Origin of the sequence: Microbacterium lacus, assembly GCF_002812805.1 — a bacterium.
Taxonomy (GTDB): domain Bacteria; phylum Actinomycetota; class Actinomycetes; order Actinomycetales; family Microbacteriaceae; genus Microbacterium; species Microbacterium lacus_A.
Map to the genome: position 1 here is coordinate 159,206 of NZ_NMUM01000023.1, position 11,758 is coordinate 170,963.

Annotated in this window: 11 protein-coding genes and 1 tRNA gene; 7 read left to right on the forward strand and 5 right to left on the reverse strand. The window is 69.2% G+C overall.

Translation table 11 applies throughout. The annotated features are described in order from the left end of the window. Positions 1–100 precede the first annotated feature (100 nt). Both CGU34_RS08550 and CGU34_RS08555 read right to left on the reverse strand, forming a co-directional pair. Entirely contained in the window at positions 101–1,399 is a 1,299-nt protein-coding gene (locus CGU34_RS08550; protein WP_100813851.1) for an ABC transporter permease, read from the reverse strand. Further along, the gene (locus tag CGU34_RS08555; RefSeq protein ID WP_051514169.1) at positions 1,396–2,091 is read right to left on the reverse strand and encodes an ABC transporter ATP-binding protein; all 696 of its coding nucleotides are present in this window, start codon (positions 2,089–2,091) and stop codon (positions 1,396–1,398) included. Before CGU34_RS08555 ends, CGU34_RS08550 begins: the two co-directional genes overlap by 4 nt. 159 nt (positions 2,092–2,250) lie before the next feature. On the opposite strand from CGU34_RS08555, the gene CGU34_RS08560 reads away from it, so the two are divergent. The 6 genes from CGU34_RS08560 (at position 2,251) to CGU34_RS08585 (ending at position 9,357) form a co-directional block, all read left to right on the forward strand. Further along, positions 2,251–3,456: a histidine kinase gene (locus CGU34_RS08560; RefSeq protein ID WP_157811263.1), complete on the forward strand. Its 1,206-nt coding sequence runs from the start codon at positions 2,251–2,253 to the stop codon at positions 3,454–3,456. Continuing rightward, complete coding sequence (locus CGU34_RS08565; RefSeq protein ID WP_100813853.1) at positions 3,453–4,121, forward strand: response regulator transcription factor; 669 nt, start codon at positions 3,453–3,455, stop codon at positions 4,119–4,121. Before CGU34_RS08560 ends, CGU34_RS08565 begins: the two co-directional genes overlap by 4 nt. A gap of 146 nt (positions 4,122–4,267) precedes the next feature. Further along, complete coding sequence (locus CGU34_RS08570; RefSeq protein WP_100813854.1) at positions 4,268–5,182, forward strand: hypothetical protein; 915 nt, start codon at positions 4,268–4,270, stop codon at positions 5,180–5,182. 283 nt (positions 5,183–5,465) lie between these two features. Continuing rightward, on the forward strand, positions 5,466–6,251 hold the full coding sequence (locus CGU34_RS08575; RefSeq protein ID WP_100813855.1) for a DeoR/GlpR family DNA-binding transcription regulator: 786 nt from the start codon (positions 5,466–5,468) through the stop codon (positions 6,249–6,251). Beyond that, positions 6,248–7,258: a 1-phosphofructokinase family hexose kinase gene (locus CGU34_RS08580; RefSeq protein ID WP_100813953.1), complete on the forward strand. Its 1,011-nt coding sequence runs from the start codon at positions 6,248–6,250 to the stop codon at positions 7,256–7,258. The genes CGU34_RS08575 and CGU34_RS08580 overlap by 4 nt, the downstream gene beginning before the upstream one ends. 11 nt (positions 7,259–7,269) lie before the next feature. Next, complete coding sequence (locus CGU34_RS08585) at positions 7,270–9,357, forward strand: PTS fructose transporter subunit IIABC (protein ID WP_232711605.1); 2,088 nt, start codon at positions 7,270–7,272, stop codon at positions 9,355–9,357. A 145-nt stretch (positions 9,358–9,502) separates the two neighbouring features. On the opposite strand, the gene CGU34_RS08590 is transcribed toward CGU34_RS08585, so the two are convergent. Genes CGU34_RS08590 through CGU34_RS08600 form a run of 3 tightly spaced genes read right to left on the reverse strand, consistent with a single transcriptional unit; the run spans position 9,503 to position 11,268 of the window. Next, entirely contained in the window at positions 9,503–10,156 is a 654-nt protein-coding gene (locus tag CGU34_RS08590; protein WP_051514153.1) for a TMEM175 family protein, read from the reverse strand. 50 nt (positions 10,157–10,206) lie between these two features. Continuing rightward, complete coding sequence (locus tag CGU34_RS08595; RefSeq protein ID WP_100813857.1) at positions 10,207–10,620, reverse strand: hypothetical protein; 414 nt, start codon at positions 10,618–10,620, stop codon at positions 10,207–10,209. Positions 10,621–10,629: 9 nt separating this feature from the next. Then, positions 10,630–11,268: an MBL fold metallo-hydrolase gene (locus CGU34_RS08600; protein ID WP_100813858.1), complete on the reverse strand. Its 639-nt coding sequence runs from the start codon at positions 11,266–11,268 to the stop codon at positions 10,630–10,632. Between the two features lie 109 nt (positions 11,269–11,377). Between CGU34_RS08600 and CGU34_RS08605 the strand changes: the two genes are divergently transcribed. After that, a tRNA-Glu gene (locus CGU34_RS08605) sits at positions 11,378–11,450 on the forward strand. Positions 11,451–11,758: the final 308 nt, after the last annotated feature.

Sequence of the window (11,758 nt, forward strand, 5' to 3'; positions counted from 1 at the left end):
TTCGCTGTCCGGTGCCGGTGCCGGTGCCGGTGCCGGTGCCGGTGCCGTGTCCGGTGCCGGCGGACGGGGGACGGGCGGGACCGGATGCAGGGGGCCGGGCCTACTCGTAGCGGAGGGACTCGACCGGGTCGGCGCTCGCAGCCCGAGCGGCCGGTAGCGTGCCTGCCAGGAACGCGATCCCCATTACGATCAGGATGACCGTCGCGATCGAGATCGGGTCGAACGCCAGCAGTGTCAGGCCCGGCAGATCCGCGAGGAGTGTGTCTGCGAGCGCCGAACTGAGCGCGGTGCCGACGAGGATCGCGACGGCGGCTCCGATCGCGCTGCCGAGGAATCCGAGGAACACCGCCTCGAGGCTGAACAGGCTGAAGACGCGCCCCGAGCCCATGCCCATGGCCTTCATGAGTCCGATCTCACGCGTCCGCTCCTGCACCGACATGTAGAGGGTGTTGACGATGCCGAAGCTCGCCGCGAGGAGCGCGATGATCGCGAACGCGTTCAGCACGAGCACGATGCCGTCGATGATCGCGGTGAAGGTTCCGAGCTGATCCGCAACGGTTGTTCCGGTGTATCCCTCGGCCTCGAGCCGCTGTTTCAGGGCGTCGATCTCTTCGGTCGTGGCGTCCGGGTCGAAGAAGACGCTCGCCTGCGCGAACCGCTCCTGTTCGGCGGCGGGCACCCCGATGTTCTGGAAGTCGACCAGTGCGTCGGTCAGCGCCTGGTTGGGCGTCACCGTCGTCGTCGGGGCCGCGAACGCCTGGTCGGCGACGCCGGTGACGGTCGCCTCGACCGTGTGGGACTGACGTTCGGCATCCGTGATCCCGAACGTCACGGTCTGCCCGATCGCCGACTCTGCGTCGTCGAAGCCCAGGGGTTCGATCAGCGAGAGGGGGAGGGTGACCTCGGGCGCGCTCGAGGAGTCGTCCGGTTCCGAACCGGCCGCCAACTGGATGGTCTGGCCCGCAACCAAGCGACCGACGCCCGTGACGTACGGGGTGCCGTCGCCGTACTGGACGTAGTCGGCGTTGACCGAGATCGTTGGCTCGACGCTAAGGACCCCGTCGATCGCGGCCAGCGCGTCGAGGTCTGTCTGGTCGAGAGCGACGACGGTGCTGCCCGGCGCGGCGGTCGGCCCTGCGGCGATCGCGTCGGGGTTGTATTCGATCGGCCCGCCGCCGGCCGCCACGCCCGCCCCCGAGGGTTGGGTGACCGTCATGACATCCGTCGCGCCGATCGAGCTGACGGTGTCGTCGATGTAGCGATTGATGCCGGTGCCGAGCCCGTTGGTCAGGACAAGCGTGAACGCTCCGACGAAGATCGCCAGGATCGTGAGGGTCGTCCGCACCTTCGAGCGGAAGGTCTGCGAGATGGCTGTGGTGATGAGGTCTGAGGTCTTCATGCCGCCACCGCCTCGTCCGCGACGATCAGGCCGTCTCGGATCAGGATGCGCCGGTCACAACGCGCCGCCAGGTCTTCGTCGTGCGTCACGACGATCAGCGTGATGCCGTGCTCACGGTTGAGTCCGAACAGGATGTCTTCGACGACCGCGCCGGTGGCGGTGTCGAGGTTTCCGGTCGGTTCGTCGGCGAAGATGACGCGCGGGTCGTTGACCAGGGCCCGGGCGATGACGGTGCGCTGCTTCTGACCGCCCGACAGGTCGAGGGCCTTGTTGCGGGCCTTGTCGTCGAGCTCCAGCTGAGCGAGCGCTGCATGCCCACGTCGCTTTCGCTCGCGGCGCCCGACCCCGGCGATCTTCATCGGCAGCATGACGTTATCGAGCACGGTCGTGCCGGACGTGAGGAAGAACTGCTGGAACACGAACCCGAACGTGCGGTTGCGCGTGCGGTTGAGAGCCCGCCCCCGCAGGGTGCGGGTGTCGGTGCCCTCGAGGTCGATGCGTCCGCTCGTCGGCTGATCGAGAAGCGCGAGCAGGTGCATGAGGGTCGATTTGCCCGACCCGCTCTTGCCGACGATCGCGACGCTCTCACCGGCGCGAATGTCGAGGCTGACACCGCGCAGGGCATCGAAGCGGTTGGCGCCGCGTCCGTAGGACTTGTGGACGTCGGTGACCGAAATCAGCGGGGCGGTCATGTGTGCGCCCTTCGGGTGTATGAAGTCATATCCCCAGAGTCGCCGGGCCCGGTGGGCGGCGCGTCACCCGAGCGGATGCATCCGTCTACCGCGTTCGCGGTACGGGCCCTGCCACGAGGGGACGACGCGTGCGGCGCTCGCGCGCGGCACACTGGTCTCATGAGACCCATGGAGTCCGACGGGCCGTGGGCGATCCCGCATCGCCACCCACCCGCGTGGGTGGGCGATCTCGTCGCGGCCGCATTGATCGTGGTGGCCGCGCTCGTGCCGTTTCCGGCTCACGAGTTCCGCCCCGATAGCCCGCTCGTCGTGGTCGTCGCCCTGCTGCCGGCGGTGCTGCTGCCACTGAGACGGCGCTGGCCGTTGTCCGTCCTCGTCGCCTGCCTGGGGTGCTACGGCATCGCGGCGCTGCTCGGAACCATCGCCCCCGGGATCGTGCTCGCTGCCGCGATCGCGATGTTCGGCGTTGCGAACCGTTCGACCCGGCGACGGACTCTCATCACGATGGCGGTGGCGGTGCCCGGTATCGTCTTGCTCAGCGTGCTCGCCGCGATCGGCGACGTCTTCGACCCCCGTACCTTCCAGTTCGCCTTCGTGATGGCGTTCGCAGCAGCGGCGGGCGACGCTACCCGCTCGCGCCGCGAGTACATCAGCGAGATGACGGAGCGGGCTCTGCGCGCCGAGAAGACCCGCGAGGCCGAGGCACAGCGTCAGATCACCGAAGAGCGCTTGCGCATCGCGCGTGACTTGCACGATGCCGTCGCGCATCAGATCTCGGTCATCAGTTTGAACGCGGGCGTGGCATCGACGTCGCTCGAGACGCGTCCCGAGAAGACGCGCGAGGCGCTCGCGAACATCCGCTCCGCATCGCGTAGCGTGCTCGCCGAGATCGGCGATCTGCTCGAGATGCTGCGGGCCGACGAGGGCGGCGACGACGAGACATCCGTTCGTCCCCCGCAGCCGGGACTCGAGCGCCTGGACGACCTGGTCGCGCGTTTCCAGGAGACCGGCCTCGAGGTGGGGGTGCGGCGCGAGGGAGACCTGACGGTTGTGCCGACGCCGCTTCAGCGCATCGCGTACCGCGTCGTGCAAGAAGGCCTGACGAATGCGCACAAGCATGGCGCCCTGCACCGCGCTCATGTTCTGCTCGAGGCGGCGCCAGAGGCGATGCTGGTCGTCGTGACGAACCCCATCCGCGATGACCAGCCCCGGGAATTCGAAGCACGATCGGGGCACGGGCTCACCGGTCTGCGCGAGCGGGTCGCGGCGGTCCGCGGTTCGGTTCAGGCTGGCTCTACACCCGGCGGGTACCGGCTCGCGGCGAGCCTGCCCCTCGCGAAGCATCCAGAGGACGGCGCAGAGTGACAACGGTTCTGATCGTGGACGACCAATCGCTCATCCGTTCGGCGGTGCGCGACCTGCTCGAGAATGCCGAAGACATCACGGTCGCGGGGGAGGCGGCCGACGGCGCCGTGGCCATCGCGAAGTCGGCCGAGCTGCGACCCGACGTGGTGCTGATGGACATCCGGATGCCCCAGGTCGACGGCATCGCTGCGACCGAGGCGATCTGCTCCGACCCGGCGCTCGCCGAGACGCGCGTGCTGATCCTGACGACCTTCGAAGAGGACGAGTATTTGGTCGCGGCCCTGCGGGCGGGGGCGAGCGGGTTCATCGGCAAGGGGGCGGAGCCGGACGAGATCGTCCGCGCGGTGCGTGCGATCCATGCCGGCGATGCACTGCTCTCGCCCGCGGCTACGCGCAGCCTGATCACGCGCTATGTGCTGCCGACTCGCGCACCGGCCGTCGGGGTGATGCCGCCCGAGTTCGAACACCTGACCGAGCGCGAGCGCGAGGTGCTGCTGCTCGTGGCGCGTGGCCGATCCAACCAGGACATCGCGGACGAGTTGTTCATCTCACCCCACACGGCGAAGACCCACGTCAACCGCATCATGACGAAGCTGTACGCCCACGATCGGGCCCAGCTCGTGATCATCGCGTACGAGAGCGGACTCCTGGCTCCTGGGGCCTGAGGCAGTCGCCCTCAGCGAAACACCCGTCGTGCGTCGAAACACCCCGTGGCATCGGCTGTCTCGACGCACGAGAGGTGTCTCGCTGTGCGGGCGCGGGATAGGGGCGGTAAGGGCCCGTCCCCTCTGCGGACGCCGATAATGGAGACATGACGCCCCAGGCGCCGAGCGGCAACGATGCCGAACTCGACGAGCGCGATGCCGACCCCACGCGAGGTGACGCTGAGCTGCGGGAGTTGCGGCTGCGGGCGTACGGTCCCGATGCCGACATCGAGTCGGACCCGGCAGCGCTAGCGCGCCTGCGTGAACTCGAGGGGGTGCGTCGCGCAGTCCCGGCGGCATCCTCGCCGGGAACCGCGTCCGCCGCGACGTCTGGGCCATCCGGGTCGTCGGTTCCACCGCGCCCGCCGCTCCCGGTATCACCGCTCGTCGCGGGGGAGCCCGGTTCGCTCCCGGTCGACGATCGGAATTCGGATGCCTCGGCCGCCGCGATGGCCGCTACGCCGGCCTCTGCGCCGGCCACCCCCGGTGACGCCAGCACGCCCCGTGCCCGCTCCTGGGCGCGGCGCCTCGCTCGCTGGTCGCGCAACCCGCGCGCCATCGCGGTGGCGGCCGTCGCGCTCGTCGTGGTGCTCGCGCTCGCGATCGTGCCGGGACTGTTCACCGATCGACCCGATGCCTTGCTCCGCGTCGATCCCGGTTACGCCGATGAGCAGCTGAGTACCGAGTACCGGCTCTTCCTGCGTCAGATCGGTGCCGATATGGACGACTTCATGCGGTTCGAGGACTTCGCGGGCCTGCAGGTGTGGGGCACGCCCACGGACGCGCCGGTGCGGTGCGTTCTGGTGTCGGACGGCCCGCAAGACGTTCGCGCGCTCAGCTGCATCCCGCGCGGGCTCGATCCGGTCGCCGACATGATGGTCTACCCCGGATCGCCCGTCCCCGGCGACCTCGAAGAGCGCTACCCCGATGCCGGTGCCGGCACGGCGGTGCGATTCACCCTGAGTGGTGACAGCGTCGAGGTCCGTGTGGTTCTGGCCGACTCCGAGCTCGAACTCTCGTAGCGCCCGCCGCGACGATTGCTCGCCTGGCACTCGTAGGGTTCGCCACAGGATCGCTCGCCTGGCACTCGTTGCGGTGTGGGGCGCCCTGTGACCGCACCTACTGCCAGGCGAGCGGGGCATGGCCACGGGGCACGGGACTCGGGACATGGGCCTCGGCAGGCGAACCCGGCGCGCCCGGGTGGCGACCCCGCAGGCGCACTCCTGTTGCGAATACCTCTTGTTTTATGTTGTTTTGAGTTGTACTGTGTGGGAAACATCGCCGAACCAATGGGGGTCGACTCGCATGTATGCAACGGAGCGCCAGGTCGCGATCGAGCACCAGCTCTCGCAGCAGGGCCGAGTTTCTGTGGTCGACCTCGCCCGCACCTTCGACGTCACCACCGAGACCGTTCGTCGTGACCTCGATGCGCTGGAGCGTGCCGGAGCCCTTCGCCGTGTGCACGGGGGAGCGGTGGCGCTGGATCGCACGAGCACGGCCGAGATCGCCGTCGCCGAACGCGGCCTGCAGCGTGGTGCCGAGAAGGCCGATATCGCCACCCGCGCCCTCGCCGCAATTCCCACCGGTTTTCGTGGCTCGGTCTTCGTCGACGCGGGCACGACCACGGCTGCCTTCGCCCGTGCCCTCGGCGATCACCTGCGTGCGGTCGGCGCGACGGCCGAGGTCGTCACGCACTCCGTCCCCATCGCGGCCGAACTCGGTGCGCGCGGAGATCTCGCACTCTCCGTCATCGGCGGGCGCGTCCGTGGACTGACCGCCGCCGCGGTCGGATCGTCGACCGTCCGCGCGATCGAGTCTCTGCGCCCCGACGTCGCGATCATCGGCACCAACGGTCTCGCGACGCCGTTCGGCCTCAGCACCCCCGACCCCGAAGAAGCGGCGGTCAAGCAGGCCATCGTCGAGTCGGCCCGCCGGGTGATCGTCCTCGCTGACTCGAGCAAAGCAGGTCAGGAGTACCTCGTGAGGTTTGGCCGACTCGAAGACATCGACGTGGTCGTGACGGATGCGCCGCTGCCCGAAGACCTCGCCGATGCCCTCGCGGTTGCGGGCGCGGAGGTGTGGCTGTCGTGATCGTCACCCTGACCGCCCATCCGGCTCTCGACCGCTCGATCGCCCTCGACGCCGCGCTCCGACCGGGCGACGTGCAGTCCGGCACGCCGGGACGAGAGGATGCCGGGGGCAAGGGCATCAACGTCGCCCGGGCCATCAAGGCCGCGGGTCATGAGGCGCTGGCGGTTCTGCCGCTCGCGTCCGAGGATCCGTACGCGGCGATCCTCGCGGCGACCGGTACCTGCGCCTATGTCGTGCCGATCGAGGGCCACGCTCGCGTCAACCTCACCCTGACCGATCCGACGGGTGAGACGACGAAGATCAACCTGCCGGGTGCCGTGCTCTCGCCCGATGAGGCCGCGCAGATGATCCAGACCGTTGCCGCGGCCTGCGACGGAGCCGAGTGGCTCGTGCTCGCGGGCTCGCTCCCGCCGGGTGTGGCGGATGACTTCTACGTCGACGTGATCGATGCGGTGCGCGAGCGATGGGGAGCGCATTCCCCGCGCATCGCCGTCGACACGTCCGGCCCGGCCCTCGCGGCCGTCGTCGAGCGCGGCCGCCCCGACCTCATCAAGCCGAACGAGGACGAACTCGCCGAGCTCGCCGCCGTGGCGCTCGAGACGATGGGCGACGCATCGGATCTGATCCACCGGGTCGTGGAGCTTGCGCGATCGTTCGTGCCGGAGCGGGTCGGTGCCGCCCTGGTGACCCTCGGTGGTGACGGTGCCGTGCTGATCGACGCCGACGGCGCATGGGCCGGAACCCCGCCGCCCGTCACGCTCGTCAGCACGGTCGGCGCGGGCGACAGCTCGCTCGCCGGATTCGTGCTGGGCGACGTCGACGGGCTCGACGCGGCCGGGCGATTGCGCCGGGCGATCCAGTACGGAGCGGCCGCGGCATCCCTCCCCGGCTCGCAAGCACCCACCCCCGCAGATCTGCCCACGGGACACGTCGACATCGCTCGAATCAATGTCGTCGCGTGGTGTCCCGAGCCCCCCGAACAGCACTCTTCGTACTACCGGCCATAGGAGGTCACGCAATGTCAGAAGCAGGAATGTCCGCAGCGGGCACGCCACACGAAGGCCCGCCCACCATCACGCCCGAGCTCGTCAGCCTGGACGTCGACCTCGGGCTCGACAAGGCCGCGGTCATTCGCGCCCTCGCCGAGCGTGTCGCCGCGCAGGGTCGCGCGAGCGACGCCGGTGCGCTGTTCGACGCCGCCTGGGCCCGCGAGCAGACGGATGAGACGGGTCTGCCGGGCGGAATCGCGATCCCGCACGCCAAGACCGCCGCGGTCACCGTTCCCTCGCTCGCCTTCGCGCGCCTGGCCCCGGGTGTCGACTTCGGCGCCGAGGACGGCCCCGCCGACCTGGTGTTCCTGATCGCCGCGCCCGCGGATGCCGCCGAGGCGCACCTGGCCGTGCTGTCGAAGCTGGCGCGCAACCTCATGCAGGACGACTTCACCTCGGCGCTGCGTGCCGCAAAGACCGATGCCGAGGTCGTTTCGATCGTTCGTGTCGCGATCGGAGAAGAGGATGCCCCGGCCCCGGCTGTTGCACCCTCCGCCACTGATGCGGCCCCGATCGCCGAGCCCGCGGTCGTCTCTCCGGTCACGCCCGAGCACGGTCCCCGCCCGCGCATAGTCGCGGTCACGGCCTGTGCGACGGGCATCGCCCACACCTACATGGCAGCAGACGCCCTGACGGCCGCGGGCCAGAAGGCCGACATCGAGGTGATCGTCGAGCCGCAGGGTTCGAGCGGTTACAAGGCCATCGACCCCGCGATCATCGCCGGGGCCGACGCCGTGATCTTCGCGGTCGACGTCGACGTGCGTGAACCGCAGCGGTTCGCCGGCAAGCCGGTCATCCGCACGACGGTCAAGCGCGGCATCGACCACGCCGACGCTCTCGTCGCCGAGGCTGTGGCCGCGGCATCCGATCCCACCGCCGACCGTGTCCCGGCATCGAACGCCGACGGCTCGACCGCGACGGCGAGCACCAACACCGCCAACGAGTCGGTCGGGGCGCGCATCAAGCGGTGGCTGCTCACCGGTGTGAGCTACATGATCCCGTTCGTCGCGGGTGGCGGTCTGCTGATCGCGCTCGGGTTCTTGCTCGCCGGATACGAGGTGACCGACTTCGCGGCGACCGTCATCATCGACAACTCGATCGTCGACCTTCCCGAGGGTGGGCTCGGCCAGTATCTCGGGTCCGTTGCCTTCATGATCGGTGCGACCTCGATGGGCTTCCTCGTGCCTGTGCTCGCGGGCTTCATCGCCTTCGCGATCGCCGACCGGCCGGGTATCGCACCCGGTTTCGTCGCCGGTGCCGTCGCCGTGCTGATGGGCGCCGGCTTCATCGGTGGAATGGTCGGCGGCGTGCTCGCCGGCTTCATCGCCTGGTGGATCGGACGCATCCCCGCCCCGCGCTGGCTGCGTGGCCTGATGCCCGTCGTGATCATCCCGCTGGTCGGGTCGATCTTCGCCTCGGGTCTGATGGTGCTGCTGCTCGGTCGTCCGATCGCGCAGCTCGTCATCTGGCTGTCGGACTGGCTGAACAGCCTGACCGGTGCCTCGGCGATCGGCCTCGGAATCATCCTCGGCCTCATGATGTGCTTCGACCTCGGTGGCCCGGTCAACAAGGTCGCGTACACGTTCGCGACGGCCGGTCTTGCCGCGGCATCCACGAGCGACATCTACTCGGCCCCGTACCTCATCATGGGAGCGGTCATGTGTGCCGGAATGGTGCCCCCGCTCGCGATGGCGCTCGCCTCGACCGTGCTCGCACGCCGCAGGTTCTCGCAGGTCGAGCGTGAGAACGGCAAGGCGGCCTGGCTGCTCGGCGCCGCGTTCATCAGCGAGGGTGCGATCCCGTTCGCCGCGGTCGACCCGCTGCGCGTCATCCCGGCCTCGATGCTCGGTGGCGCGGTCACGGGTGCACTCAGCATGGCGTTCGGCGTCTCGTCTCTCGCCCCGCACGGTGGCATCTTCGTCTTCTTCGCCATCAACCCGATCTGGGGCTTCCTGATCGCGCTGATCGCTGGCACCGTCGTCGCCGCGTTCGCGGTCGTCGGGCTGAAGACGTGGGTCCGCAAGCGCGAGCCCGTGGACGAGGTCGCCCCGGCCTGAGCGGTTCCCGTCGCCGCCTAGCGTTCCCTGCCGGAATCCCCTCCGCGATGTCCCGCCTTTTCACCCCATGCGTTGTTTTGGGGTGAAAAGGTGGGACATCGTGCGTTGGAGGCGGGGCGAGGCGTAGGTGGGGCGGCGGTCGGCGTCAGGCGTTCTGCGAATAGGTGCGCCGGTTGCTGTCGCCGCGGTGCACGACCAGGCTGATGGGTCGTGCGAGCAGCAGCAGCAACAGCGGGTAGAGGCTCGTCACCGGGAATACGACCGCGATGATCAGGGCGAGCACGGTGAGGGGAACCGCCAACCAGTCGGTCCACGAGGTGGGTGGGGCTGGGACATCCGGGCCTCGAAGTCCGCGGCGCACGATGATTTCTTTCTGCAGCCGGATCGCCACGACCGTGGCGAGGATCGTCGCGATGTAGACGCCGGATCCGAGGGCCGTGGTGCCGGATGTCTCGACCACGAGCACGGTCGGGAGCGGGAGGAAGGCGATCGCGGCGACCCACAGCAGGTTCGCGTTGATGAGCGCGGGGGTCGAGGCGATGACGTCGATGTAGACGCGGTGGTGCATCTTCCAGAACGAGGCGATCAGCACGAAGCTGAGGGCCGCGGCGAAGAGGCTGAGCGCGTTGTCGGCGAAGAAGGTTCCGGCACCCTCGGATCGGTCTTGCTGGGCCGCGTCGACCAGGGGCAGCACGATCAGGGTGATGGCGATGGCGACGACCGCGTCGGTGAAGGTGACGAGACGCTCGACCCCGCGGGAGCGCAGGCGTGCCTGGTGCGATTCGGACTGTGGCTCCATGCCCACATTCTGGCGGTACTCGCGCCCCGTGCCCGCGTACCCCGCGCGGGTCAGCCCGGGAACGTGACGTCGACCGTGTAGCCGGCCAGGTCTTGGTCGACCGGGAGCTCGAAGGTGGTCGGGCCGAGGTCGGCCGTGCAGGGCCCCTCGCTGTTGCTCACGACCGAGAGGATCACGGTGTCGTCGCCGATTTCTTCGATCGAGGGCACACCCGGGCAGCTTCCCGAGCCGAGGGTTGTGACGACCAGTGTTCCGTCCGAGTACCAGGCGCGCACGGCGGGGCCGAGGGGGTCGGTGGTTTCGTCGATGCCGGTGACGACGAGCGCCTGGCCGGTGAGGGTGGGTTCGCCTCGCACGCCGCCGTGGTCGGGTTCGGGGTCGGCGCACGAGCTCAGCGCGAGGGCTGCGATCGCGATGCCGACCGCGGCGACGCCGGCCCGTCGGGTGCGTGCGAGGCGAGGCATCCGGATGTCTTAGATGTCGATTGATTCGCCGGGTTCGACGGCGAGGAATTCGCCGCCGTTCTGGCTGGCGGCCCACTGCAGTCGGGCGCGGTGCATGTCGCGGCCGACGACCGAGAGGGTCATGTCGTGGGTTCCGAAGACGCGGCGGGCGCCGACGGCGACGACGAAGTCGATGGCGTCGGAGATCTTGAGCCAGGGGGCGCCGAGGGGTGCGGCGAGCACTTTGACGTCGACGCCTTCGGGTACGGCGTAGGAGTCGCCCGGGTAGTAGAAGACGTCGTTGACGAGCACGCCGACGTTCTGGATCTGGGGGATGGAGCTGTGAATGATCTCGTGTGCGCCGCCGAAGAAGCGGAGGGTGAAGGGTTCGATGTCGACGATGTCGCCGGGGCCGACGACGGTGATGTCGTAGTCGGACGCAGCGGCCGCGACGCCTTCGGGTCCGTAGATGGGTACGCCGGGGGAGGCTTTGCGGATGCGGTCGAGTTGTTCGGGTGTCCAGTGGTCGGGGTGTTCGTGGGTGAGCACGACGGCGACGACGCCTGTGAGGTCGGGGAAGGGGGTGCTGAGCGACCCCGGGTCGATGACGAGCGAGCGCCCGGATTCTTCGAGGAGGAGGGCGGCGTGTTCGTTCTTGGTGAGGCGCATCCTTGAAGTCAACCGCTTTGTCGAGCCCCTGGGCAAGCGTCGTGCTCCGGCACGCGCGTGATTTGTCGCCCCCGTCGTGGCGTGGCATACTTGTACGGTTGTCTTGTGAGGCCCCATCGTATAGCGGCCTAGTACGCCGCCCTCTCACGGCGGTAACGCGGGTTCGAATCCCGCTGGGGTCACAAACGACAAAATCCCCCGGATTCCCGGGGGATTTTTTCGTTTCCGCCCCCATCGGGACGAGGCCCCGTCAGCCGCGGGTGGGCCCACGCCGCGAGGAGGGGCCCCGGGCGCCGCATCGCGGCGTTCGGGGTAGCGGTGGGGGCGAATCCCGCCCGGCGTTCCGAGTCCCAGCGGGGCGCTCAAGGAGCGCTCCGCGTCACGCAGGAATGGAGGAATGTGCCAGGGAAGAGATCACTACTCTCATCCGTACTCGGTTGGTTACCGCCTGAGGCTCAGCCCGCCTTCCCGAAGTTCCCGTTCTCCACCC